Below are 24,597 nucleotides of genomic sequence, written 5' to 3'. Positions count from 1 at the left end.
CGGCGGACGAGCCGCCGGACCGACGACCCGGGCCGGCACGGTGGTGGCCCGCGGGCCGTACCTGCGATGCGTCGTGGCGCCGTCCCCCGGCATCCGTGTCGGGGTGGCGATGACGGCGCCCTTGTCGGTGCGGCCGACGGTGCGCTCGGGGGCACTCGGAAGCATGGGCAGACCTGTTGCCAGGAGTTCCGAAGCCTCGCCCGGGCCGTCCTCGAACGTTCGGGTGTGCGTCCCCCGGCCTGGCGCCCCCGGCCCCGGTCAGCCGCCGATGGCCCCCATGGACCGGGTCGTGTCCGCGAACGCGTCGCTCGCCAGCTCCGGGGCGTCGGAGCCGTGGGCGCGGGGCTTGGCCCACATGGCGCCGCGCCAGGCGTCGGCCACCTCCTCGTCGGACGCGTCCGAGCGCAGCAGGCCGCGCAGGTCGGTCTCCTCGTCGCCGAACAGGCAGGAGCGCACCGTTCCCTCGGCCGTGAGCCGCGTGCGGTCGCAGTCCCGGCAGAACGACCGCGTGACCGACGCGATGATCCCGACGGTGCCCGGACCGTCGTCGACCAGCCACTCCTCGGCCGGGGCCGACGGGTCCTCGCGGCCGGCCGGCGTGAGCGTGAACCGCGTGCCGAGCCGCGCGAGCAGGTCCGCGGCGGAGACGACGTCGTCCCTGGTCCAGTTCCCGTCCGCGTCCAGCGGCATCTCCTCGATGAAGCGCAGCCGGCAGCCGTGCTCCAGCGCCCAGGCGAGCAGGTCGGGCGCGCCGTCGAGCACCTCGGGCAGCAGCACCGCGTTGATCTTCACGGGTGAGAGCCCGGCGGCGATCGCGCCGCGGATCCCGGTCAGCACGTCGTCGAGCCGGTCACGCCGGGTGAGGGCGGCGAAGGCCGCGTGATCGACCGTGTCGAGGCTGACGTTGATCCGGTCGAGTCCGGCCGCGAGCAGCGCGTCGGCGCGCTTGTCCAGGCCGAGGGCGTTGGTCGTGATGGCGAACCGCACCGCGTCCGACGACGGCGCCTGGTGACCGTCGCCCTCGGGCTGCGGATCCGCGCGGGCAGGGGGCATCGCCGCCTCCGCCGCTGCCCGTGACGCGGCGAGGATCTCCTCCAGGTCCCGCCGCATCAGCGGCTCGCCGCCCGTGAAGCGGACGTCCCGGATGCCCATCCGCACGCCGATCCCGACCAGGCGCGCGATCTCGCCGGGCGTGAGCAGCTCGTCGCGCGGGATGACCGGCAGCCCCTCGGCCGGCATGCAGTAGGTGCAGCGCAGGTTGCAGGCCGTGGTGAGAGAGACGCGCAGGTCCCGGGCGACACGGCCGTACCGGTCGACCAGCCGGGCGTCCTCGGGACGTGGTGGCAGGTCCTTCAGGCGCGGCTCGCGCCGCAGCGTGGGGATCCCGAGCGAGACGGCTGCCATCTCCTGAGCCTAACCGGCCACCCGTGCCGGATGTCCAGGTGTTCCAGGTGGCCTGCTTCGGACGTCGTCGCACCGGCCCGCACCCTCGCGCGGTCCAGGCCGGGCTCAGGCGTAGCCGGCCTTGACGACCAGGACGGGGGCGGGGGAGTCGAGGAGCACCTGCTGCGTCGTCGAGCCGACGAGGAACGTGCCGACCGTGGAGTGCTTGCGGGCCCCGATCACGACCAGCGACGCCGCGACACGTTCCGCGGTCTCCACGATCGCCTCGGCGACCTCCTCCGACTCGGTCCGGTAGGCGACCGGGGCGACCGGCACGGAGGGCGGCACGCCGTCCAGCAGGTGGGCGAGGTGGGACGGGACCTCGGAGCTGTCCTGCGGGGTCAGGACCAGGACGGACAGATCTTGTCGCCGTCGTTCCGCCTCCGCGGTGGCCGCTCGGAGGGCGGACTCGCCCTGGGGCGACGCGTTGTACGCCACGAGGACTGTCATGTGGGAGAACACCTCCGGGACGCGGCTCAGGGGAGCGGCACGTGCTGCCGGTTGAACTCTCTCACATCCCGCCGCGGACGGCTCCACCGGCCCCGCGGGCAGGCAGGCCCGTGCGCCGAGGGGCCGTGTCGTGCGGTCCGTCCGGGCCGCGCGCACCTCACCACAGGACGACCTCCGCGACCTCACCCACCGCGACGCGCACGACCCCCATCGCGGCACCTCCGGGCCGCTTCGGCAGCGCCGCCCAGACCAGATACCTGCCCTCCGGCACGTGGGCGAAACCGAACCACCCGGAGCCGTCCGTGACCTGCTCGTGGGCCGGCCCGTGGCCGAGCGGCCGCAGCGTGACCCTCGCCTGGTCCACCGGCCTCCCGTGGCGGCCGGTCAGCGTCCCGGTGACGTGGCCGTCGTCGGGGTCCGACTTCCACGGCATGTCCGGCACCGTGGCCGCGTGCTCGAAGACCCCGCCCGGCCCGGTCAGGGCCGCGGCCAGCGCGGCCTGGTCCGCGTCGCGCAGCGCTGGGTCCGTGGCGGTCTCCCGGCTCGGGTTCGCGTACGAGTACCCGCTCCACCCCGCCGCGGAGTTCCCCGCCGCCGACGGTGCCACCGCACGCTCCGCCTGCGCCACGTTCCCGGGCAGCGAGTTCAGGTACAGCGCCGGGCCGTTCACCGCCTGCCGGCCGGCCTGGTGGTCGGCGAGGAACTCGGACCACTCCTCGAACATGAGCGCCTGGTCGGGGTCGTGGTCGCGCTTGTAGTTCATGGTCACGGCGGTGTCCATGATCCCCTCGTCGAGCCAGCCGGCCCAGTCCTGCAGCACCTCCGCGTACGCGCGCGTGCTCTCCCACCCGCCGACGGCATCGGGCCCGTGGCCGTACGTGATCGCGTCCATCGACAGCCGCAGCGATGGGTCGATCTCCCACAGCGACAGGTACAACCGCCGCACCAGGCCGGTCACCTGGTCGCGCCGCCACTGGCTCCACTCGGCGTCGTCGGGCGCGGGCACGTCGGTGCGGCCGGTCGCCGCCTGGAAGCGCGCCACGGCGACGTCGTTGTAGCCCCACTCGCTGTACTCGGGGGTGGAGCTGAGGTCGGGGTAGCGGATGTAGTCGAGGTTGATGCCGTCGACGTCGTACTCGGTGGCGATGCTGGAGATCGCCGCGTCCACGTAGTCGACGGCGTCCGGGTGGCCCGGGTCGAGGTAGACGCGGTCGTTCACGACCTCGCGGCCGTCGGCCATCTTGCTGATCCAGCGGTCGTCGCCCTCGGCGTCCGGCCCGTGCGTGGTGAAGATGTGGTCCGGCGAGCTCGGCGGACCGTCCGGCAGGTTCCACATCGTGTTCACGGTGACCCAGGCGTGCACCTCGATCCCGGCGTCGTGGGCGCGCGCGATGATCTCGTCCAGCGGGTCGTAGGGCGCCGGGTCCACGGTGGCGTCCGTGCGCGGGTAGAGCGCGCGGTTGCAGAAGCAGTCGTAGCGGCGTGCGGTCTGCACGATCAGCGCGTTGACGTTCGTCGCGGACGCCTCGTCGACCAGTTCCTGGGCCTCGGCCGGGGTGTAGATGCCTTCGTTGAAGGCGTCCACCCAGAGGGAGCGCCACTGCTCCGGGGCGCCGTCGTGCCCGACGCCGGCGGCGGGCGCGCTCGCGCCAGCGGGTGCCGCGGTCGCGAGCGACGCGGCAAGGGCCATGCCGGTGAGGGCTGCTGTCAGGACGTGCTGCATCGGGACCTCCTGTCAGGAGCTTCCGGGGTACGCCCCGGCTCCCTGGAAACCTACTCCCACCGGCCCGGGAGCAACACCCGCCGCGGTGGGCCGGAACAATCGCCCCGGCCGGCGCGTCGTGGACAGGCCGTCGACCGGAGAAGGCCCGTGGCTCGGACCGCCGTGCCGCATGCCGACCGGACCGATCGAACCGGCCCGACGCACCGTCTCACCGTGGCCGCGAAGTCCGGTGCAGGGACCTCGAGGTAAACGCGTTTCACGAGGTCAGATGCTGTGTTTGCGAGCGCCGCGGGGCGCTGTCCACAGATCACGACCTGGGCGCGCGGCGCGGCCCGCCGCGACCTACTCTCGTTTCCATCGAGCCCGCCGCCTGACATCTTCGCAGTGTCATGTCAAGAGGCGCGGCCTGAGCGCATCGTCCGCTGTCAGTTTCGTTCTCAGGGGGAGACGAGTGACTACACAGGCTGCTGTTCTGGAGCCTTCCAGGAACCGAGAGACGTCCGTCCGTGCCACCACCGACCGCACCGACCGCACCGGTCGCGCCGAGCGCGCCGCCCGTGCCCGCAGGCTCAGTCGCTGGGTCGTCGGGGCCGCGGTCCTCGCCATCGCGGCGACGCTGCTCGTCGGCTGGGTGAGTGCGGCGCGTGCCGCGACCACCGATCGCCTCGAGCTGCTGAACGCGCGGCTCGACGAGCGGGTCGGCGCCGTCGACGCCACGTCGGTACGGCTCGACACGGTGATCGTCGTCGCGCAGAACGTCCGGGAAGCCTCGGCCGGGAGCGACCCGGCTGCCCTGGCCACGCTCGACGCGTCGATCCGTTCGGCGGAGGCGGTCGTCGACCAGCGGGTCACGACGCAGGCCGCGGTCACGGTGCCCCAGGCCGAGATGCTGATGGAGAAGGCTGCGCGCATGGAGCAGGCGCTCGCGCTGGCCGGCACCGACCTGCGGACCGCCGTCGGCATGGTCCGGTCGGGGCGGGGGGACGGCCCGATCCGGATGTTCGACATCCCCGGGGCCGACCAACGGCCCGCCCCGTCCGGCCTGGGCGTTGTGCAACCGTGACCTGACCGGCGCAACACGGTCGTCGGGCGTGACACAGACGGTACGGGACCGTGACTGGTTCGTGCTGGTGAGGCCGTTGCCGCCGTCCGGACACTGGGACCCGTGCCCAGACCTCCGGACGAGAGGAAAGCGCCATGACCCCCACCATCCGGCCTTGCACCACCGCCGTGCTCGCCACGACCGCCGTCGTCGCCCTGAGCCTGACCGCGTGCGGGGGCGACAGCGACTTCGAGAGCAGTCGGGGTGCCCCGGCCGCCGATGCCCAGATGTATGCCGAGGGCGACGTCGTCGCGCCTCCTGAGACGTGGCGCGAGGCGCCCACGCAACCGCAGGAGGAGTACGACGACGCCGCCGAGCAGCCGTTCCAGAAGGTCGCCACCAGCCCGCTGTCGACCTTCTCGGCCGACGTCGACACGGCGTCGTACAGCAACCTGCGCCGTCAGATCAACCAGGGCCAGACGCCCGAGGGCGTGCGCATCGAGGAGCTCGTCAACTACTTCGACTACGACCATCCCGCCCCGGATCCCGGTGACGACCAGCCGTTCGCGGTGACCACCGAGGTCGCCGAGGCGCCGTGGGCGCCGGGGCACGATCTGGCGATGGTCGGGGTGCAGGCCACGGAGGCGGTGCCGACGCACGAGGGCAACAACATCGTGTTCCTGCTGGACGTGTCGGGCTCGATGGACGAGGCGAACAAGCTGCCGCTGCTGGCCCAGTCGTTCGCGCTGCTCGCGGAGAACCTCGGCCCGGACGACGTCGTCTCGGTCGTCACGTACGCGGGCGACGACCGGGTGCTGCTCGACTCGGTCCCCGGCTCGGAGGACGGCGTGGTCGTCGACGCCCTCGAGTCGCTGGAGGCGGGCGGTTCCACCGGTGGCGCGGCCGGGCTGGAGACCGCCTACGAGCTGGCGGAGAAGAACTTCATCCAGGGTGGCAACAACCGCGTGGTCCTCGCGACCGACGGCGACTTCAACGTCGGGCCCTCGACGCCGGAGCAGCTCACGGAGATGATCGAGGGCGCCCGGGAGTCCGGCGTGTACGTCTCGGTGCTGGGCTTCGGGATGTACAACCTCAAGGACAACACGATGGAGGCGATCGCCGACCACGGGAACGGCAACTACGCCTACATCGACACCATCGACGAGGCGCGCAAGGTGCTGGTGGACGAGTTCGACTCGACGATGTTCGTGGTCGCCCAGGACCTCAAGCTGCAGGTGGAGGTCAATCCGGCGGTGGTGTCCGAGTACCGGCTGATCGGCTACGACAACCGGCGCCTGGAGGACGAGGAGTTCGACGACGACACGAAGGACGCCGGCGACGTCGGCGCCGGCCACTCGGTGACCGCCTTCTACGAGATCGTTCCCGCCCCGGAGGGCGACGCCGGCGACGACGGCCTGAAGTACCAGGACTCGGACGCCTCCGGCTCGGACGAGCTCATGACCGTGCACGTGCGCTGGAAGGAGCCGGGCGAGAGGACGAGCACCGAGGTGGAGTACCCGGTCACCGCGGACCGGCGCACGGACTCGCCGTCCACCGACTTCCAGTTCGCGTCGTCCGTGGTCGAGGCCGGGCTGATCGCCCGGGAGTCGGAGCACGCCGGCGACGCCACCCTGGACGCCGCCCGGGACCGCGCGGCCCGGGCGCTGGGCACGGACCCGTACGGCCTGCGCGCGGAGTTCGTCACCCTCCTGGACAAGTACCGCGACCTGACGGCCTGACCGCTCCACCCGGCGGCCCGCTCCGACCCGGGACCAACCGCCGAGGCAGCGCCTCCCGCTCGTGACATACCGCCTCGGCGGCTCCCGCCCGCGAGGGGCTGCCTGGGCGGAGCGGGTAGACCGAGACAGCACGTCGCACTGCCGGCGTGCTGCCTCGGTGACACCGGTGGGCCGAGGTGGTCGACGGTCAGCGGGGGCGAGCCGAGGGCAGGCTCAGGACCGCTTCCGCCGGGGTGTCGAGGAGGTGGCGCGTCAGAGCGTCCAGGACGGTGAGTCCGTCGGCCGACAGGACCGACTCCAGGTGGCCTTGGACCGAGGCGACGCCCGGGCCGCGCAGGGCGGTGAGCACGCCGTTCGCGTCCACGGACGGTTCGAGCGCGAGCCGGGCCACGGGGTTGACGGCGTCGGACGCCTCGATGGTGGTCAGCCGTGCGCCGAAGGTGTTGTAGTAGCCGACGGCCGCCGTCGTGCCGAAGACGTCCGCGTCGAGCCGCACGCCCTGGTGCGGGGTGGGCAGCGCCCCGACCGGGAACCCGGCCAGGCCTGCGAGCACCTGGTGGCTCAGGCAGACGGCGAGCAGCGGCCGGCCGGCGGTGACGCGGCCGTGGATCCGCTCGACGATGGCGGCGATGCGCGGGTCGCCGTGGTCCCGCGGGTCGCCCGGGCCGGGGCCGAGGACGACGAGGTCGTCGGCGAGCACGTCGTCGACAGCGTCCCACCGCACGACGCGGGCGTCCATGCCGAGATGGTGCAGCTGGTGGGCGAGCATGGTCGTGAACTGGTCCTCGTGATCGATCACGAGCGCGCTCCGCCCGGCCCGGGCGTCGCCGGGGGCGAGGCGCGAGAGGGCGGGCAGTTGCGCGGCGGGTCCGACCGTGGAAGACCCGACCGTGGTGGGCGTCGGCCGGGGGTGGGTCGGCCCGGCGGACGCGACCGTGGTGCGCGTAGGGCCCGCGGGGGAAGAGTCCGGGCCGGCTGGTGAGGTCGTGGTGTGGTCGACGTCCTGCGGGCGCACCCAGAACTCCGCGAGCTGGCGGTTGCGGTCGGCCAGCGCCTCGGCGACGCCGGGCTGCGCGTTGAGGTCGACGACGGCATCCGGGCCCGCCCCCCGCGGCGCCAGCCCCAGCGAGGCGAGCACGCCCGCCGCCTTGGCCCGGGTCTCGGCGACCTCGTGCTCGGGCACGGAGTGGCGCACGAGGGTCGCGCCTGCCGGGACGGAGATCCGCCCGCCGTCGTGCAGATAGGCGGTCCGGATCAGGATCGGCGCGTCGAGCGAGTACCTGGTCGTCGCACGCGGGGCGTCGGTGTGGTCGGTGGTGTCCGGCCCGGCCGCTGCTTCGTGCTCGGTGACGGCGCGGGCCGCCTCCGGCTCGAACAGGGCGAGGAAGCCCGAGTAGTAGCCGCGCGGACGCGTCTCGTGGCGCGCGATCACCGTGCAGGCGTTCTCCATCGGGGAGCCCGTGACCGTGGGCGCGAACATCGTCAGGCGCAGGGCGTCGCGCGGGTCGAGCGTGGTGCGGCCTTCCAGCAGGTACTCGGTGTGGCTGAGGCGCGCCATCTGCTTGAGGTACGGGCCCACGATGCGCCCGCCGTCCGGGCAGAGCGCGCTCATCATCTTCATCTCCTCGTCGACCACCATGAAGAGCTCCTCGTTCTCCTTGGTGTCGCGCAGGAACTCGAGGACACCCTCGCGGGTCGGGCCCGTGACCGGGTGGCGGTACGTGCCGCTGATCGGGTTCATGCGGGCCACGCCGTCGTGCACGGTCAGGTGCCGCTCCGGCGTCGCCCCGGCCAGGGACAGGGACGAGGCGGCGGCCGGGGAGGGCTGCCCGCCGCCCGCGGGTGCCGGTGCGTGCACCGCGAACGTCCAGTAGGAGCCGACCTCGTGCGTGAGCAGAGCCCGGAACCAGGACGCCAGCGCCGGGACGCGCCCAGCATCGGTGCGTGCCTCGAAGCGGCGCATCACGACGAAGTTGGCGCCCGCGCCCCGCCCGATCTCGTCGTCGATCACCCGGCGCACGACGCCCGCGTACTCGGCGTCGGCGACGTCGAAGCCGAGCGGCTCGGCGGCAACCGGCTCAGGAGGGAGGACGGCGACGGCGTCGGGCAGAAGGACCCGTTCCGACTCGCGCACGACCAGGCAGCGCAGCGGGGCGCCGTCGTCCTGCACGGTGAAGCCGCGCTCGTGCGCCTGCCGGTACGGGACGACGGCGAGCACGGGCGCGCCGTCGAGCGGGACGTCACCCAGGAGGCCGGCGTCGACGACGTCGCCGACCAGGACCTCGACCTCGGTGCCGCCGTGCCGGCGCAGGAGCGCGAAGGGGAGCGAGCCGTCCGAGGCGAGGACGCGGTCGAGGAGCGGATGCTCACCGGAGGCGGGTGCTGCGACGGAGCCGGGTGCTGCGACGGAGCCGGCGCCGGCTCCAGCGGCGGTCACCGCGCAGAAGCCGGCGGCGGGCTCCGCGGAGGGCTCGGCGGCAGGGTCTGCTGGAGCGTCGGCGGAGGAAGCTGCCGGGGTGTCGGTGCAGGAGCCTGCGGGGCCAGGAGTGCGGGACATGCGAGGCCTCTCGGTTCGGGTGCCCGCCCCGGACCGAGAGCCTCGTGACAACACGAAAAGACCGCCCCGGAGCGAGGCGGTCGTGGACGTGGAGTGTGCGTCGCGGGCCCGCCTAGGAGGCGGGCCACCAGTTCTGGCAGGTCAGGCGCGACGTCATGGCCGGAACGCTAGCGGCCCGCGGGGCGGGCTGTCCACCGCGAGTCCGACGCGCGAGACGGCCTTCGCGATCGGGTCACCGGTCGTCCTGCGCGAGGGGGCGGACGCCGTCGGCGGTGGCGAGGAAGAATCCGGCGACGGCGATCCGCACCTCGGCGGCCGCCGCGTGCAGGGTGGTGCGCCAGGCCCGGTCGGAGTCCCGTACCGTCTCGGCACCCGGGCGTTCCAGCATGAGGACGGTGCTGGCTCTCGTGACCGGGCCGAGGGCCGCCGCCCAGATGTAGCCGAGCCGCGCGGCGAACGGCACCTCGGGCTCGGTGGGCAGGCCGTCGAAGGGCACGACGGCGGGCAGCAGCCGGCGCTCGGAGTCGAGGAGCGTGCACCAGAGCGACCGCTCCCGCGGGCGGATGCCCTGATGCAGGAACTCGGCAAGCGCGAGCAGCGACTCGTCATCGGTCAGGCGTTGTCCAGGTCGGATGGAAGCGTTGAGGGCCATGTCATCCAGTATGAGATGTCATGATGCTGGCTGTGCGGGGTTATCCACAGCCTAGGAACATGTCCGGATTGCCAACCGTGTCAATTCTTGCCAGGGATGCCGGAGTGTGACGTAGCCTCATGACATGGTGCAAGAGACTCCGTATCAGCATGGCCGTGAACCTTTGACCTGCTGGTTCGCCGGTCTTGCGACGTTCGACGTGATTCACCGCGCTGCCCGGCCCGAGCGGGACCAGAAGGTGACGGCTGCCCGGCAGGACGTCTCCGCCGGCGGCCCGGCAGCGAACGCGGCGGTCACGGCGGCCGCGCTGGGCGAGCGTGCCGTGCTGATCACCGCCCTGGGCACGAGCGCCGTGGGCACGGCGGCGCGGGCCGACCTGGAACGGCACGGGGTCCAGGTGCATGACGTCGCAGAGGCGGGGCACGACCTGGCGGTCTCCGCGGTGCTCGTCGACGACGTGACGGGGGAGCGGTCGGTGGTCTCGGCCGACGGTGCCCTCACCCTGGTCGGAGGGCCCGGTGTGGACGAGCTGGCCGCGCTCCCGGCGCCCGACGTCATCCTCCTCGACGGCCATCACCCCGCCGTGGCCCGCGCCGTGCTCGCGCATGCCCGGACGTTGCGAGCGCGTCCGCCGATCGTGCTCGACGCGGGCCGGTGGCGTCCCGTGTTCGCCGACCTGCTGCCCGCCGCCGACGTCATCGCCTGCTCGGCGGCGTTCCAGGTCCCCGACGGCTGGGAGCCCTGGTACGAGCGCCTGCCCGGGGCGACCGTGGTGACGCACGGCTCGGCGCCGGTCGACTGGCGCCGTGGCGCCTCCGCCGGGACCGTCGAGGTCCCGGCCGTGGCCGCCGTCGACACGCTCGGCGCCGGCGACGCCTTCCACGGCGCGCTCGCCGTCGCCGTGGCGCGCGGCTTCGAGCTCCCCGCCGCGTGCGCCGAGGCGGTGCGCGTGGCGTCGCTGCGCGTGCAGCACGTCGGGCCGCGCGACTGGCTCGAGCATCTCGGAGAGACCGAGGCTCGGAGCGGTGTTCCCGTGAGTGCCGGAGCCGTGGCACAGGCCGCCCGCGATGCGGGGACGGCCGCGGGTGCGGCGCCGACCGACGAGGCGGCGACCGAGGGTGCGCCGGCCGCGGGGGGCGAAGGTGCGGGGACGGCCGTGCCCGTCGTCGCGGACCCGCCGTCCGTCCCCACGCACCTCGTCGAGCGAGCGCGCCTCCTCGCGGGCGATCCTGCCCGTGAGGGTCCCGCCATCCTGGGGATCACCGGCCCTCCGGGGGCTGGGAAGTCGACGCTCGCCACCGGGCTCGCCACGGTTCTCGGGCCGAGCATCGCGGTCGTGGTCGGGATGGACGGCTTCCACCTCGCCAACTCCGTCCTCGAGGCGACCGGGAGCCGGGACCGCAAGGGGGCCATCGACACGTTCGACGACGCCGGCTACGCCGACCTGATCGGGCGTATCGCCGCCGTGCGTCCACAGGACGCGCCGGTTCTCGCGCCGGAGTTCCGGCGTGAGATCGAGGAGCCGATCGGGTGCGCCGTCGTCGTGCGCGGCGACACGCCGCTGGTGATCACCGAGGGGAACTACCTCCTCGCGGACTCGGGGTCGTGGCCGCGCGCCCGGGAGTACATGGCCGAAGTCTGGTACGTGGACCTGCCCGACGACGTCCGGCTCGACCGGCTCACCGCCCGCCATCACGCCCACGGGAAGACCCCGGAGTCCGCGCACGCCTGGGCGTACGGATCGGACCAGCGCAATGCCGAGGTCGTCGCCCGCACACGGCACGACGCCGACCTGTACGTCTCGCTGTAGCGGGCGGCAGGTCTCCGGCCGGTTGGCCGGAGGCCTGCCGCCGCGGTGCTGAAGGCCGTGGTGCCGGAGACGCCGTGGCTACCGTCCTCCTCAGCACATCAGCCCAGTTCCAGGCAGGTGACCTTCCAGGTGCCGCGTCTGCCCTCCAGCCGGACGGCAGCGGCCCGCACCCGTTCGCCGTCGTGCAGGACGACCGTGGCCTCCGCCGATGCGGCGCCGAGCCGGACCAGCCGCACCCGCCGGATCCCGACCCGGTGCGACACCGGCCGCCGACGGGCCCGCGGTGCGCCGTTCAGCAGCCGCTCTCGCGCCACGAGCTGGTCGTAGACCTGCGTCGAGGTCCACCGTGCGAGCTGGTTGGCCGGCCGTTCGCCTCGCAGCACCTCCATGGCGGCCCGCGCGACCCGGCAGACGAGCGCGGTGGGGTCCGGCAGGTCCGGGTCCGGTTCCGGGGTGGGGCGCTCGTCGATCTGGCTCAGCACCTCGGCGGCCCGCGCGAGGTCCGGGTCGGGCCCGCCCAGCTGCACCTTGCGCAGGCTGCGGCGCGGCTCCTGCGCGGCGGGTTCCGCGGGCGGGCGCTGCCGGGGCACGGTGCGCGTACGGACCGGTCCAGGGGGGGCCGGCGACGGCGGTCATGACCGGGCTCCGAGGGGTCGCGGATTCGGTGCGTGGAGCACGGTCCCGGGCTGGATGAGGTCAGGGTCGTCACCGATCACGCCACGGTTCGCGGCGTGCCACGCGACGACCTCGCGTGCGATGCGGGCGGCGCGCGGTGCACGGGCTCCGGGGCTGTCCGACGCGAGGTGCCGGCCGACGATCGACCAGAGCGTGTCGTTCCTCCCCACGAGCACGACGTCGTCCCTCTGCGGGCTGCCGTCGCGGGCCTCTCGCTCGACCGTGCGGTCGCGCTCCGGATCCCGGGCCCGTCCGGATCCCGGCCGGGCCGTCCCCGTCCCGGGCGCGTCCGCCGAGACGTCGGCGCCCGCGAGGGCACCGACCAGGCCGACACCTCCGCCGACCTCGCCGAGGTGGCCACCGACCCTGCCCCCATCGAACCCGCCGAGGCCGGTGCCCGTGCCGACCCCGTCCCTGTCGCCCGTGCCGACCGCGTCACCGGCGGCTCCTCCCGGCGTCGGCTGCCAGCCGAGGTCGACCACGACGCCGGCCGGATCGGTGCCGCCCGGGTCCACGGAGGCCGGTGCGGCGAACGCACCGGGTGCGGCGACGCCGAGGCCCACGCTCGCCGTCACGACGACGCCTGCCGCCCGGCGTACGAGCCCTGGTGCGCAGCGGGCGAGGAACATCTTTCCCGCGTGCCACTCCCGGCCTGCGTGCCGGGTCATCCTGTACAGCAGGCCGACGGCGGCGCCGACGGCGATCCATCCCGCACAGACGGTCGCCCCGGCCTCGACCAGCAGCTCGACGGTCCGGTCGATGGCGCCCGCCCCCTCCTGCCAGACGTGGGCCGCACGAGCGGCCAGCAGCCACGCGGTGACCGCGGCCCCGATCATGATCATCGCCAGCACCACCGGATTCGTGCCCGGTCTGACGTCCAGCTCTGTCTCCGCCATGAAATACCCCCTGTCGACCTGAGAACCGATCAACATCTGCATCAGCAGTCAGCCGATAGCTGTTGATGTCGCTATTGAACATTGGGTCGCTCCTGCCGTCCACCGATAGGCGGAGGGGCTGTGGATGACGCAGAGTAGGCCCGTGGATACATCGGATGCTCGCTGGTCGGAGCTCGCCGCGGATCTCGACGCCCTCGCCGACGCCGAGGAAGCCGCCGAGTCCGACGCGATGGTCGCGGAGCTGACCCGTGCGGAGCACACGCGGATCGGCCTCGCGGATCGCCTGCGCGCGGCGCGCGGCGCCAGGGTGGTCGTCGACCTGCCGGACGGGGAGCCGGTCGGCGGGGTCGTGCGCGAGGTGGCGGAGACCTGGCTGCTCCTCGCCGGGGAGATCCGAGGCGCCGACCGGCACCTGATCCCGCTGTCGGCAGTCGACGGGATCTCCGGGCTCGGCACCGGCTCGGTGCCCGCTGCGGGGCGGGAGCTCGCCATCACCACCCACCTGCGTGGCCTGCAACGCGACCGGCGTACCGTGCTGGTGCGTACCCGTGGGCGTCTGCACCGCGGGCGGATCGCCCGGGTCGGCGCCGACCACCTGGACCTGGACCTGGTCGGCGGCTCGTTCAAGGGGCGGCGGGTGCTGCCGCTCGCCGCGCTCACCTGCGTGAGCCACGCTCCGGCCGGGCTGGAGCTCTGACCGGCCGGGCCGGAGGCGTGCCGGGGTCAGGCCGGCCGGCGACCGCCGGCCCGAAGCGGTCCGTGACCGACGAGAAGCGGCGCGTCCCCACTGGGGACGCGCCGCTCCTCGCGATCGTCTCGGATGATGCCCTGGCGCTCAGCCCTCGCCGGCCTTGAGGCGTTCACGGCTCTTCGCGTACTGGCGCTCGATGTAGGACTCCAGCTCTGCCGCTTCGATGCGCCAGACCTTCTTCGGGCCCACCTGGATGGCTGGAAGGTCACCGGTGCGCACCAGTGCGTAACCCTGCGCCATGGAGATGTTCAAGGTCTCGACCACGTCAGCCAGAGAGAGAAACCGCTTATCCATGACACCACTATGGCACAGGACCCCGACGGGAGCGCGGAATTTACCAGTTATCCACAGGAAGAGTTCATCGGATGCCGGATCCCGGAGGTTCGCTCACCATGTCTGGGGGACGTTCACCGCTTCCGGTCCGCAGACGGAGAGGAACCATATGATCGACGCACCACCCGCGCCGGCCGTGCACCGGCCCGCCGCCAGGCTGCGCCCGCCCGGCTGGCGCGACCCGCGGCTGCTGGCCGGGATCGTGATCGTCGCCGTGTCGGTCGCGCTGGGCTCCTGGCTGGTCGCCTCCGCGGGCCGAACAGTACCCGTGTTCGTGGCCGACGGCGCCCTCACGCCCGGCGAGTCCGTCACCCGGGAGTCGCTCCGTGTGGCCGACGTCCGGCTCAGCGCCGGCCTCGACCGATACCTCCGGGCCGACGAGGAGGTGCCGACCGGGCTGGTCGCACAGCGGGTGGTGGCCGATGGCGAGCTGGTCCCCCGGTCGGGGCTGGGCGACAGCAGCACGATGCGGTCCGTCACGCTCCCCATCGCGGGCGGCGTGTCCGATCGCGTCCGTCCCGGAGCGGTGGCCGACCTCTGGTTCGTCCCCGACGCCGGTTCCGGTGGCACGCCCGAGGCGTCGTCAGGCGCGTCGGCGATCGAGCCACGGACCGTTGCCGAGGACATCGTCGTCGAGCAGGTCGAGGTGCCGGACGGCGCGCTCGTGGTGTCGGGCACGACGACGCTGCACGTCCTGGTGGAGCGGGACGCGCTGGCCGGTGTGCTCACCGTGCTGGCCGAGCCGGGCACGCTCGCCGTCGTCCCGGTCGGGGGAGCGGTCCGGTGAGCGCGGCGGACGCGACGGACACGATCACCGTGCTCTGCGCGGTGCTCGGACCCGCGGAGGCGGAGGTGGTGCGGACGCTCGGTGCGCCACGCAGCGGCGCGACCGTGACGCGTCGCTGCGCCGACCTCACCGAGCTGCTCGCCTCGGCCGAGGCGGGATCCGGGCGGACGGCGGTGGTGTCCGCGACGCTCCCCGGGCTCGGCAGGGACGCGGTGACGCGGATGCACCAGGCGGGCGTGCGCGTCGTCGCCCTGGACGATGCGCCCGAGCCCAGCACGGAGCGGCTCGCCGCGGTCGGGGTCGACGGTGTGGCGCGCTCCGTGGAGGACCTGCTGGGCGCGGTGCGCGACGAGCGGAGTGCGCTGTCCCCGAAGACCCCTGGAGCGGGCGAGCCGGCCGTCGGCCGGACGGGCAAGGGCAGGATCGTGACGGTGTGGGGCCCGGTCGGCGCTCCGGGCCGCACCACCACAGCGATCGAGCTCGCCGTGGCGCTGGCGACCGATTCGGGCACGGTGACGGGCGTCGGGCGTGGCGACCGCGGACGTGGTGACCGCCTGCGCGGAGTCCGTCCGTGGCGCGGCCGGCCGCGCCGGTCCGCCCGGCGTGGCGGCCGCCCGCTGCGGGAGGCTGCCCGGGAGCAGGTAGTCCTCGTCGATGCGGACACCTACGGCCCGTGCGTGGGCCCCAGGCTCGGGACGCTGGGCGACTCGGCCGGTCTGGCCGGCGCCGTCCGTGCGGCCGGCGCCGGGCCGCTCGACGTCGAGACCCTCGCGCGCTATGCGCCGGTGACGCTGCCCGGGGTACGCGTCCTCGGAGGTCTCGGTCGCGCCACCCGCTGGGCCGAGCTCTCGGGTGCGGCGCTCGACGTGGTGTGGGAGCGCCTCCGCGACCTGGCCGACTGGACCGTGATCGACACCGGGCCGGTCCTGGAGACCGACGAGCTGCTCTCCTACGACACCCGGGCGCCGCAGCGAAACGCCGCCGCCCTCGGCGCGCTCGCCGCGGCGGACGTGGTGGTGGTCGTCGGCGGTGCGGACCCGATCGGGCTGCAGCGTCTCGTGCGCGGCCTCGACGACCTGGCGGAGGTTCCCGCACCCCTCACCCCGGACCGGCTGGTCGTGGTGAACCGGGTCCGTTCGGCGACCGTCGGCGCGCAGCCCCGGACCGCGATCCGCACCGCGCTGAACAGGTTCGCCGGCGTGGACCCGCACCTGGTTCCCGACGACCCGGCCGGCCTGGACGCGGGCCTGCTCAGCGGCCGGTCGCTCGCCGAGTGCGCCCCGGGGTCACCCGCGCGAGCGGCGTTCGGAGAGCTCGCGGACCAGGTCCGCCGAGCGGTACGCACGCGGGCGTCGCCGGGCGGGCGGGACACGCCGGACCCTGCCACGATCAGCGAGGTATCGCGTTGACCTCGGACCAGTCGTACCAGAGCAGGTCACGCTCGTCGAGGCGCAGCACGGCCGCTGTGAGCGCCTCGTCGTCGTCCCCGTCGGCGATGCTGCGCACCTCGGCGACGTCGGCCGCGGCGGCGGGCTCGTCGGCGTGCACGCACACGATCGGCACGTCGGGCACGGGTCGGGTGAGCCGTAGCGCGGAGGCGGGCGTCTCCGGCGCGCCGGCGCCGTCCGCGGCGGGCGCCAGGGCGTCGTCGGGCACCTCGACGGTGACGACGGTGCGCAGCGGCGGGGCGTCCTCGCGTGCGGCCAGGAGGGTCGTCGACGCCGCGGCGGCGTCCAGGAACGCCTCGTACTCGAGCTGCTCGGAGCCCTCGTCCGCCAGCTCGGCGACCAGAGCCGGCGTCACGCCGTGCACGTCCCGGGGCGTGACGGACCAGACGGTGGAGGTGTGGCCGACGTCGACGTCGTCGAGCTCGTCGAGCGTGGCGGGCACGTAGATGCGCATGGGACGAGTCTGCCTGCTCGGGGGACGCTCAGCCCAGCAGGCCGAGGACCTCGTCGTGCAGCAGCCCGTTCGTGGCCAGCCCGTTCCGGCCCCACGGGCCCGGCTTCCCGTCGAGGGACGTGAACCTCCCGCCGGCCTCCGCGACGATCGGCGCCAGGGCGGCCATGTCGTACACCTCGAGCTCGGGCTCGGGCGCGATGTCCACCGCACCCTCCGCCACGAGCATGTACGACCAGAAGTCCCCGTACCCGCGGGTGCGGTAGCAGCGGCGGGTCAGGTCGAGGAAGGCGTCCAGCTTGCCGCGCGACTCCCACCCGCTCAGCGACGCGTAGCTCAGCGACGCGTCGCCCAGCTCGCGCACGCCCGAGACGTGCATGCGTGACGCGGAGTGCAGGCCCTTGCCGGTCCACGCGCCGGAACCCTGCGCCGCCCACCAGCGTCGTCCCAGTGCCGGTGCGCTCACCAGGCCGACGACGACGTCCTCACCGTCCGCCAGCGCGATGAGCGTCGCCCACACGGGCACGCCCCGCACGAAGTTCTTGGTGCCGTCGATGGGGTCGACGATCCAGCGCCGCGAGCCGCTGCCGGCCGCGCCGTACTCCTCGCCGACGACGGCGTCCCTGGTGCGGGCACGCTGCAGCGAGGCGCGGATCAGCTCCTCGGCCGCACGATCGGCATCGGAGACCGGGGTGTTGTCCGGCTTGGTCTCCACGTGCAGGTCGAGAGCTCGGAAGCGCGACATCGTGTGCGCGTCCACCTGGTCGGCGATGACGTGCGCAAGGCGCAGGTCATCGTCATAGCTGGTCTTGGTCACGGCGGCCACGCCCGCCACCGTAGCGGTAAATCGTCTCCTCCCGGCGAGAGGCGCGCAGGCCGAGCCGCTCGGGCCCGCTCCGAGCCGTCTGGTGACGATCGCCGCCCCCGCAGCCCGCCCGGCGGTGACGGAACGTCCGGACCCGTCCCGCACGATGACCAGGCCCGCCGTGAAACGCCCGGCCGGCGATGACCGGGGACGATAGCCTCAGGGCATGACTGATGCCCCCACCGCGCCGACCTGGGCCGCGCCGACCGCCGCCGGGCCACTGGACTCGACCGTCGAGGTGCCCGGGAGCAAGTCCCTGACAAACCGCCTGCTCGTCCTCGCCGCCCTCGCGGACGGGCCCGGGACTCTCCGCGGCGCCCTGCGCAGCCGCGACGCCGACCTCATGATCGGCGCCCTGCGTGCCCTCGGAGCCGGTATCGCCGAGGGCCCCACGCCCAGCACGCTCCAGGTCACCCCCGGCACGAGCCCTGCGACCGCCGCCGACGTCGACTGCGGCCTCGCCGGCACCGTCATGCGCTTCCTCCCGCCCGTGGCGGCGCTGGCGGCCGGCCCCGTCCGGTTCGACGGTGATCCCAGCGCGCGCGTCCGTCCCATGGGTCCCGTCCTCACCGCCCTGCACGCGCTCGGCGTCTCCGTGACCGGCCCGGACGGCGGCGTCCCGGACCACCTCCCGTTCACCGTCACCGGCACCGGCACCGTCCGCGGCGGGTCGGTGGACGTCGACGCGTCGGCGTCGTCACAGTTCGTCTCCGGCCTCCTGCTGGCCGCGCCCCGCTTCGAGCAGGGCCTCACGCTCCGGCACGTCGGCACCACCCTGCCGAGCCTCCCGCACATCGAGATGACGATCGCCACCCTGCGCGACGTCGGCGTCACCGTCGACGACTCGCGCGACGGGATGTGGAGCGTCGAGCCCGGGCCGATCGCCGCCCGCGACGTCCGCGTCGAGCCCGACCTCTCCAACGCCGCCCCCTTCCTGGCTGCGGCCCTGGTCGTCGGCGGCACGGTGCGCATCCCCGGCTGGCCCCGCGAGACCACGCAGCCGGGTGCCCTGCTGCCCGGCATCCTGAGGCGCCTGGGCGGCACCGCCGAGATCGCCGACGGCGTCCTGTCCGTGACCGGCAACGGCGAGATCCACGGCGTGGACCTCGACCTGCACGCCGCGGGTGAGCTCGCGCCGACGTTCGCCGTCCTGGCAGCGCTCGCCGACTCCCCGACGCGCCTGCGCGGCATCGCGCACCTGCGCGGCCACGAGACGGACCGGCTGGCCGCGCTGGCCAGGGAGATCACGCGGCTCGGCGGCCAGGCGGAAGAGACCCGCGACGGTCTCGTCATCACGCCCCGGCCGCTGCGCGCGGGGGCGTTCCACACGTACGAGGACCACCGGATGGCGACGTCGGGCGCGCTGCTCGGGCTGCGTGTGCCCGGGGTCGAGGTGGAGGACATCGCCACGACCGGCAAGACGATGCCCGAGTTCCCCGCCCTGTGGCACGACATGCTCGGAGCGGGCGCGTGAGGGGAGGCCGGCGCTGATGGCGCGGGGTGGCGCACGTGACGAGTCGGACTTCCGGTCCCGTCCTTCCAAGCACGGCTCGCGGCCCCGGACCAAGCGCCGGCCGAGCCACGAGAACGCCGTCACGGGCATGGTCACCGGCGTCGACCGGGGCCGGTACACGCTCCTCGTCCCTGGTGCCGGAGCCGTCGTGCTCGCGATGAAGGCCCGCGAGCTCCTGCGCACGCGGGTCGTCGTGGGGGACCGGGTCGACGTCGTCGGCGACGTGTCCGGCGAGGACGGGTCGCTGGCGCGGATCGTGCGGATCGCGGAACGCACCTCCGTGCTGCGCCGGACCGCGGACGACGACGACCCCTACGAGCGGATAGTCGTCGCCAACGCCGACCGGCTGGTGATCGTGACCGCGCTCGCCGACCCGCCCCCGCGCACCGGGATGATCGACCGGTGCGTGGTCGCCGCGTACGACGCCGGCATGGACGTGCTGCTCTGCCTGACCAAGGCCGACCTGGCCGCGCCCGACGAGCTGCGCGGGCTGTACGAGCCGCTGGGCGTGGATGTCGTGGTGACGCGGGCGGGGGAGAGCGGCGGCGAGCCGGAGGGCCTTGCGCTGGACGCGCTGTCCGTCGAGGAGGTCCGGGAACGGCTCCGGGGGAGGGCGTCGGTGCTGGTCGGCCACTCGGGAGTGGGCAAGTCCACGCTGATCAACGCCCTGGTGCCGACGGCGGGCCGGGCGACCGGTGACGTCAACGACGTCACGGGGCGGGGGCGGCACACCTCGACGTCGGCGGTCGCGCTCGCCCTGCCGGCAGGGCCTGGTACGGCCGCCGAGCAGGACGGGTGGGTGATCGACACGCCCGGCGTGCGGTCGTTCGGGCTGGCGCACGTCGAGGTCGCGAACCTGCTGCGCGCGTTCGAGGACCTCGACGAGGCCGCGGCGGAGTGCCCGCGCGGCTGCACCCACCAGTCCGACGCACCGGACTGCGCGCTGGACGACTGGGAGGCGGCCGCCCCCGACGACGGGACGCGGGCGCTCCGCACCCTGCGTCTCACCTCGTTCCGCCGCCTGCTCGCCAGCCGGACGGGTACGGCCTGACCGGCTCGGCGCTCACGTGCACCCCCGGGTGCGGAGCACCGGTGGGGGCGTGGCGCGTTCCGCCGACCAGCACCCTGTGCGCGACGGTCGCCGGTTCGGAGGGTCAGTCGTCCTTCGCGGACGCCTTCGCCGCCTTGGCCGCCGCTCTGGCGGCCCTGGCCTGCTGGACGCGCCAGCCCACGCCGGGGCGCCCTTCGGTGTCGGCACCCGCGATGAGGGCGGCGCCGATCGCGCCGAGGTTGCCGACGAAGCGCTGGGAGCGCGCCTCGCGGTCGCCGTCGGACGAGCCGAACGGCTGGTTGACGACGGCGAGCGGCACCGTGAGCAGTGCGAGCGCCACCGCCGCGGTGCGCGGAGCCTTGCCGAGCGCCAGGAGCCCGCCCGCCGTCGCGAGGGCGACGCCGTGCGCGCGCACGACCGTCTTGACCTGTCTCTCGCTCAGTGGTTCGGCGCCGAGCGCCTTCGTCACGAGACCGGAGCCCTGCTTCGCGGCCTGGACGTGCTCGGCGGGCCTGCGTGCGGCCTGCACGCCCGTCGCCACGAACCAGGAAGCCAGGAGGGGTCTAGCGATATGTCGCAGCACCATGCGTACACCTTGTCAAAGGAGAGGCGTTCCGTCCATGCAGGACCGTTCGGATTCTCGGCGACGCGCCGGGACCTCGGTCCGGGAGCGGCGGCGCAGGCCTCGACCTGCTTCCCCGCACCGTCCGACGGGTCAGCCCGCCACCAGCCGGATCTGCTCGTGGATCCGCAGCCGCAGCGTGTCGGGTGCGCGCTCCGCGCAGGACCGCTTCACGAGCTGCTTGACCAGGTCCTCCACGCTCAGCTCCGCCAGGCACGGGGAGCAGTGCGCCACGTGGGCCCGCATCGTCTGCTCGTCCTCGGGCGTCATCTCGGAGTCGAGGAACTCGTACAGGTGCTGGAGCGCATGCTCACACTCGGAACCGGAACCGGGAGCGTCGTGCGGGATGGGTTTCACGGCGGGTTCGTCGTCCCGCTCTTGGTCCTTCACTTCGCACCTCCGGGCGCCTCGGTCTTCACCATTCCGCGTTCCGCGGCGTAGTCGGCGAGAAGCTCACGCAGCTGCCGGCGCCCGCGATGCAACCGGGACATCACGGTCCCGATCGGTGTCCCCATGATCTCTGCGATCTCCTTGTAGGGGAAGCCCTCGACGTCCGCGTAGTAGACGACCATGCGACGATCCTCCGGGAGCGAGGCGAGGGCACGCTTCACGTCGCTGTCCGGCAGCCGGTCGAGCGCCTCGACCTCCGCGGAGCGCAGCCCCTGTGAGGTGTGCGACGCCGCGCGTGCGATCTGCCAGTCCTCGATCTCCTCCGCCTGCGACTGCTGCGGCTGCCGCTGCTTCTTGCGGTAGCTGTTGATGAACGTGTTCGTCAGGATCCGGTACAGCCAGGCCTTGAGGTTCGTGCCCGGCCGGTACTGGTGGAACGCCGCGAACGCCTTGGCGAAGGTCTCCTGCACCAGGTCCTCGGCGTCGGCGGGGTTGCGGGTCATCCGCAGCGCCGCCGAGTACAGCTGGTCGATGTACTGCAGCGCGTCGCGTTCGAACCGCGCGGCGCGTGCGGCATCGTCCTCCGTCTCGGGGGTTCGGTCCGCCGCGTCGTCAGGCGTGGTTGTCTGCGGGTGATCCGTCATCACCATCGAGGGTAGTTGCGTCACGCGATCCTTTCCTGTGGCGTCCATCTCGTTCCCGAGCCGCACGACGGCGCGGCGCGCCCGCGGGGCAGCGTCGAGGGCGCCAGGAGCAGGGCGGAAAGGGGCGACGGCGTCGGTCACCGCGCCGGACACGGTCGGGGCAGGGGGGCACGAGATCACGAGAGCGAAAACGACGGTCAGTGCCCATCCATTCCCGGGGGATTACGTTGGACGCATGACTTCCACCACGGATTCCTCGCAGAGCTCCGAGTTCTGGCGACTGCTCGGCGAGCAGATCGGCCACGAGCTCGCCGCGCACCAGCAGTACATCGCGATCGCCGTCTGGTTCGACGGCCACGACCTGCCGCAGCTCGCCGCGCACTTCTACCGCCAGGCGGTCGAGGAGCGGAACCACGCCATGATGATCGTGCAGTACCACCTGGACCGCGACGTGCCGGTCCGGATCCCGGGGAACGGCACCGTCCGCAACGACTTCGCCGACGTGGCCGAGCCCCTGCAGCTCGCCCTCGACCAGGAGAAGCAGGTCACCGCCCAGATCGAGACGATCTTCCGCGCCGCGCGCGCCGAGGCCGACATGCTCGGCGAGCAGTTCCTGCTCTGGTTCCTCAAGGAGCAGGTCGAGGAGGTGGCCAGCGCCAACACGCTGCTCACCGTCGCGCAGCGGGCCAAGGACAACCTGTTCGACCTGGAGAACTTCGTCGCGCGCGAGACCATCGGCGACGCGGGTGGCGCGCAGGACGCCCCGGAGGCGGCCGGCGGGGCCCTCTGACCTCGCCGCGCGGTCCACGCGCCGCAGTATCACGCGCCGCCCGGACCCGGGCATGACGAAGGGCCGGAACCTCGGGGTTCCGGCCCTCTCGTACGTGCATCCGCCCGGCGTCAGCCGCCGTTGGGGCGCTTGCCGTGGTTGGCGGACTTCTTCTTGCGGTCCTTGCGCTTACGGCCACGCTTGCTCATGGGTGTCTCCTGACAGGTGCGGATGGGACTCGCCACATGATCCCACGGCAGGGGCCTTGCCCGCCGTGGGAACGCGATATATCGTGAGTGTCTCAACGCGATATATCGCGTCTCGGGTGCACTGCTGGAGACCCGCGATGCGCGAGTCATCCCCGCAGGAGTGCCCAGGACCCGAGGAGCCCGGCATGAGCGAGCAGAACTGGACCGTCACCGGTCCGCTGACCATCGAGATCGACGGTGTCACCGCGCTGGACGCGCACCTCGTCGACGGACGCCTGGACGTCGTCGCGCACGACGAGCCCGTCGTGCGCGTGGAGGTGCACTCCGTCGAGGGCCGTCCCGTCGAGGTGAGGTCCCGGAACGGCCGGCTCGTCGTCGGGCACGAGTCGAACCCGTCCGGCGGCCTCGCCGGCTTCCTGCGGAAGTGGGCCGACTTCCGGGACAACGCCCGGGCCGACATCCACATCGCGGTCCCCGCCCGGATGGACGCCAAGGCCGGCACGGTGCGTGGGGAGGTGCTGCTGTCCGGCACGGAGGGCGCCGCCCAGGTCTCCACGACGAACGGCAGCCTGCTCGTGTCCCGCACGCACGGACCGCTCACCCTGACGAACGTCTCGGGCGAGACCACCGTCCGTGACCACGAGGGCGCGATCACCAGCACCACCGTGTCCGGCGAGGTCGTCCTCAGCGGTGCCGTGGAGCACGTGACCTCCACCACCGTGTCCGGCGACGTGACCATGGACCTGACCACCCAGCCCGACTGGGTCAAGACGAACTCCGTCTCCGGGAACCTGCTGCTGCGGGTCCCGGACGCGTCGGTGGTCGAGGCGCACGCCTCGGCCGTCAGCGGGCGGGTCACCGTCGGCGGGATGCGGGTCACCGGGCACGGCGGCGCCGTCGTCCGCCCCGCGGGGGGCGAGCGCACCCACGTGCGCGCCGTCTCCGTATCGGGCGACGTCACGGTGCTCGGCACGCACGAGACCGCGTCCGACGGCGGCCCCGGGCACCGCGTCTCCGCCCCGGCGCCGTCCGACGCCGCGCCGGGGGGCGCCTGATGCCTCCGGTCTTCGCCCACGGTGAGCTGCGCCTGTACCTCCTGGCGCTGCTCGTCGAGGGCTCCCGGCACGGCTACGAGCTGATGACGGAGCTCGCGGACCGCTTCGGCGGCACGTACCGGCCGAGCGCCGGCACGATCTACCCCCGGCTCGCGCGTCTGGAGGAGGAGGGCCTGGTGCGCCGGGTCCCGATGGACCGGGCCACCGGCCGGAAGGCCCCGTACGAGCTGACGCCGGCGGGCCGCGCCGAGGTGCAGGCACGCTGGGCCGACGTCGTGCGCCTGGAGTCCTCCGTCGCCGAGACCGTCCGGTCCCGGGCCGACGAGGTGCGTGCCGACATCAAGGAGGCGATGCGCGGTGTGCGGGCCGAGCTCGCCGCCGCGGCGGCCGAAGCGCGTGCCCGGCCGCGCCCCGAGCCGGACGTCCCGGCCGACCCGCGGCGGACGACGTCGAACGCCTTCCGGCACGAGGCCGAGGCGGCCCTGCAGAAGTTCCGCCGGGACGTCCTCGCGGACCTGCGGGAGGCCGACGCCGCCGGCGCGGTCGGCTCCCTCACGGTCGAGACCCTGCGCACCGTGCTCGACGGCGCGCGCACCGCGATCGCCACCACCCTGCCCCATGGCCCGAAATCGACCAGAATGACCCACGGGCGGCCGACACCGGCGTCCGACTACCCCACGACGAGCACGCCGACCGACGAGTCCGACACGAAGCACCGCTGA

At 73.6% G+C, this 24,597-nt stretch carries 25 protein-coding genes; 11 read left to right on the top strand and 14 right to left on the bottom strand.

Features of this window, described 5'->3' with window-relative positions:
• Positions 1-258: 258 nt before the first annotated feature.
• The 3 genes from ACYU96_RS03885 to ACYU96_RS03875 form a co-directional block, all read right to left on the bottom strand.
• Positions 259-1,404 (bottom strand): GTP 3',8-cyclase MoaA, encoded by a 1,146-nt coding sequence (locus ACYU96_RS03885; RefSeq protein WP_460749226.1) that lies wholly within the window; start codon positions 1,402-1,404, stop codon positions 259-261.
• A 105-nt stretch (positions 1,405-1,509) separates the two neighbouring features.
• Positions 1,510-1,893 carry a universal stress protein gene (locus ACYU96_RS03880; protein WP_460749224.1) on the bottom strand — a complete coding sequence of 128 codons (384 nt, stop codon included), beginning with the start codon at positions 1,891-1,893 and terminating at the stop codon, positions 1,510-1,512.
• Positions 1,894-2,050: 157 nt separating this feature from the next.
• Positions 2,051-3,616 carry a family 10 glycosylhydrolase gene (locus ACYU96_RS03875; RefSeq protein WP_460749222.1) on the bottom strand — a complete coding sequence of 522 codons (1,566 nt, stop codon included), beginning with the start codon at positions 3,614-3,616 and terminating at the stop codon, positions 2,051-2,053.
• A 451-nt stretch (positions 3,617-4,067) separates the two neighbouring features.
• Between ACYU96_RS03875 and ACYU96_RS03870 the strand changes: the two genes are divergently transcribed.
• Positions 4,068-4,679: a hypothetical protein gene (locus ACYU96_RS03870; protein WP_460749220.1), complete on the top strand. Its 612-nt coding sequence runs from the start codon at positions 4,068-4,070 to the stop codon at positions 4,677-4,679.
• 134 nt (positions 4,680-4,813) lie between these two features.
• The gene (locus ACYU96_RS03865) at positions 4,814-6,397 is read left to right on the top strand and encodes a vWA domain-containing protein (protein WP_460749218.1); all 1,584 of its coding nucleotides are present in this window, start codon (positions 4,814-4,816) and stop codon (positions 6,395-6,397) included.
• A gap of 187 nt (positions 6,398-6,584) precedes the next feature.
• Here ACYU96_RS03865 and ACYU96_RS03860 read toward each other — a convergent pair whose 3' ends face one another.
• Together ACYU96_RS03860 and ACYU96_RS03855 are read right to left on the bottom strand one after the other, a co-directional pair.
• Positions 6,585-8,954 (bottom strand): anthranilate synthase family protein, encoded by a 2,370-nt coding sequence (locus ACYU96_RS03860; RefSeq protein WP_460749217.1) that lies wholly within the window; start codon positions 8,952-8,954, stop codon positions 6,585-6,587.
• Between the two features lie 232 nt (positions 8,955-9,186).
• Complete coding sequence (locus ACYU96_RS03855; RefSeq protein WP_460749215.1) at positions 9,187-9,606, bottom strand: hypothetical protein; 420 nt, start codon at positions 9,604-9,606, stop codon at positions 9,187-9,189.
• A gap of 124 nt (positions 9,607-9,730) precedes the next feature.
• On the opposite strand from ACYU96_RS03855, the gene ACYU96_RS03850 reads away from it, so the two are divergent.
• Positions 9,731-11,416, top strand: coding sequence for a nucleoside/nucleotide kinase family protein (locus ACYU96_RS03850; RefSeq protein ID WP_460749213.1), 1,686 nt, complete (start codon positions 9,731-9,733; stop codon positions 11,414-11,416).
• A gap of 98 nt (positions 11,417-11,514) precedes the next feature.
• Here the strand turns inward: ACYU96_RS03850 and ACYU96_RS03845 are convergent, their stop codons facing one another.
• The gene (locus ACYU96_RS03845; RefSeq protein WP_460749211.1) at positions 11,515-12,006 is read right to left on the bottom strand and encodes an Rv3235 family protein; all 492 of its coding nucleotides are present in this window, start codon (positions 12,004-12,006) and stop codon (positions 11,515-11,517) included.
• 42 nt (positions 12,007-12,048) lie between these two features.
• Positions 12,049-12,987, bottom strand: a complete 939-nt coding sequence (locus ACYU96_RS03840; RefSeq protein WP_460749209.1) for a hypothetical protein — start codon at positions 12,985-12,987, stop codon at positions 12,049-12,051.
• A 142-nt stretch (positions 12,988-13,129) separates the two neighbouring features.
• Here ACYU96_RS03840 and ACYU96_RS03835 point away from each other — a divergent pair, with 142 nt between their 5' ends.
• Positions 13,130-13,684, top strand: a complete 555-nt coding sequence (locus ACYU96_RS03835) for a hypothetical protein (protein WP_460749208.1) — start codon at positions 13,130-13,132, stop codon at positions 13,682-13,684.
• A 138-nt stretch (positions 13,685-13,822) separates the two neighbouring features.
• On the opposite strand, the gene ACYU96_RS03830 is transcribed toward ACYU96_RS03835, so the two are convergent.
• A complete protein-coding gene (locus ACYU96_RS03830) occupies positions 13,823-14,032 on the bottom strand; it encodes a helix-turn-helix transcriptional regulator (protein ID WP_123815499.1) in 210 nt (69 codons plus the stop codon).
• Positions 14,033-14,180: 148 nt separating this feature from the next.
• Here ACYU96_RS03830 and ACYU96_RS03825 point away from each other — a divergent pair, with 148 nt between their 5' ends.
• Together ACYU96_RS03825 and ACYU96_RS03820 are read left to right on the top strand one after the other, a co-directional pair.
• Positions 14,181-14,858 carry a CpaB family protein gene (locus tag ACYU96_RS03825; protein WP_460749206.1) on the top strand — a complete coding sequence of 226 codons (678 nt, stop codon included), beginning with the start codon at positions 14,181-14,183 and terminating at the stop codon, positions 14,856-14,858.
• Entirely contained in the window at positions 14,855-16,267 is a 1,413-nt protein-coding gene (locus ACYU96_RS03820) for a hypothetical protein (RefSeq protein ID WP_460749205.1), read from the top strand. The genes ACYU96_RS03825 and ACYU96_RS03820 overlap by 4 nt, the downstream gene beginning before the upstream one ends.
• Here ACYU96_RS03820 and ACYU96_RS03815 read toward each other — a convergent pair.
• Together ACYU96_RS03815 and hisN are read right to left on the bottom strand one after the other, a co-directional pair.
• Complete coding sequence (locus ACYU96_RS03815) at positions 16,248-16,760, bottom strand: DUF6912 family protein (RefSeq protein WP_460749203.1); 513 nt, start codon at positions 16,758-16,760, stop codon at positions 16,248-16,250. The genes ACYU96_RS03820 and ACYU96_RS03815 overlap by 20 nt on opposite strands.
• Before the next feature lie 28 nt (positions 16,761-16,788).
• Positions 16,789-17,583, bottom strand: a complete 795-nt coding sequence (gene hisN / locus ACYU96_RS03810; protein ID WP_460749201.1) for a histidinol-phosphatase — start codon at positions 17,581-17,583, stop codon at positions 16,789-16,791.
• Positions 17,584-17,788: 205 nt separating this feature from the next.
• On the opposite strand from hisN, the gene aroA reads away from it, so the two are divergent.
• On the top strand, positions 17,789-19,096 hold the full coding sequence (gene aroA / locus ACYU96_RS03805) for a 3-phosphoshikimate 1-carboxyvinyltransferase (RefSeq protein WP_460749199.1): 1,308 nt from the start codon (positions 17,789-17,791) through the stop codon (positions 19,094-19,096).
• 16 nt (positions 19,097-19,112) lie between these two features.
• Positions 19,113-20,186, top strand: a complete 1,074-nt coding sequence (rsgA, locus tag ACYU96_RS03800) for a ribosome small subunit-dependent GTPase A (protein ID WP_460749197.1) — start codon at positions 19,113-19,115, stop codon at positions 20,184-20,186.
• 103 nt (positions 20,187-20,289) lie between these two features.
• Here the strand turns inward: rsgA and ACYU96_RS03795 are convergent, their stop codons facing one another.
• From ACYU96_RS03795 to ACYU96_RS03785, 3 genes are all read right to left on the bottom strand, one after another.
• Positions 20,290-20,772 (bottom strand): DoxX family membrane protein, encoded by a 483-nt coding sequence (locus ACYU96_RS03795; RefSeq protein ID WP_460749195.1) that lies wholly within the window; start codon positions 20,770-20,772, stop codon positions 20,290-20,292.
• A 129-nt stretch (positions 20,773-20,901) separates the two neighbouring features.
• Positions 20,902-21,165, bottom strand: a complete 264-nt coding sequence (gene rsrA / locus ACYU96_RS03790; protein ID WP_460749194.1) for a mycothiol system anti-sigma-R factor — start codon at positions 21,163-21,165, stop codon at positions 20,902-20,904.
• 29 nt (positions 21,166-21,194) lie between these two features.
• Positions 21,195-21,890 (bottom strand): sigma-70 family RNA polymerase sigma factor, encoded by a 696-nt coding sequence (locus ACYU96_RS03785; protein ID WP_460749669.1) that lies wholly within the window; start codon positions 21,888-21,890, stop codon positions 21,195-21,197.
• Between the two features lie 187 nt (positions 21,891-22,077).
• Between ACYU96_RS03785 and ACYU96_RS03780 the strand changes: the two genes are divergently transcribed.
• Positions 22,078-22,632, top strand: a complete 555-nt coding sequence (locus tag ACYU96_RS03780; RefSeq protein ID WP_460749192.1) for a ferritin — start codon at positions 22,078-22,080, stop codon at positions 22,630-22,632.
• Between the two features lie 110 nt (positions 22,633-22,742).
• Here ACYU96_RS03780 and ACYU96_RS03775 read toward each other — a convergent pair whose 3' ends face one another.
• Positions 22,743-22,820 (bottom strand): 50S ribosomal protein bL37, encoded by a 78-nt coding sequence (locus ACYU96_RS03775; RefSeq protein ID WP_372433060.1) that lies wholly within the window; start codon positions 22,818-22,820, stop codon positions 22,743-22,745.
• Between the two features lie 185 nt (positions 22,821-23,005).
• Between ACYU96_RS03775 and ACYU96_RS03770 the strand changes: the two genes are divergently transcribed.
• Both ACYU96_RS03770 and ACYU96_RS03765 read left to right on the top strand, forming a co-directional pair.
• Complete coding sequence (locus ACYU96_RS03770; protein ID WP_460749190.1) at positions 23,006-23,875, top strand: DUF4097 family beta strand repeat-containing protein; 870 nt, start codon at positions 23,006-23,008, stop codon at positions 23,873-23,875.
• Entirely contained in the window at positions 23,875-24,597 is a 723-nt protein-coding gene (locus ACYU96_RS03765; RefSeq protein ID WP_460749188.1) for a PadR family transcriptional regulator, read from the top strand. The genes ACYU96_RS03770 and ACYU96_RS03765 overlap by 1 nt, the downstream gene beginning before the upstream one ends.

This window comes from Myceligenerans cantabricum, assembly GCF_054777735.1.
This window is presented reverse-complemented; position numbering and strand designations above follow the sequence as displayed.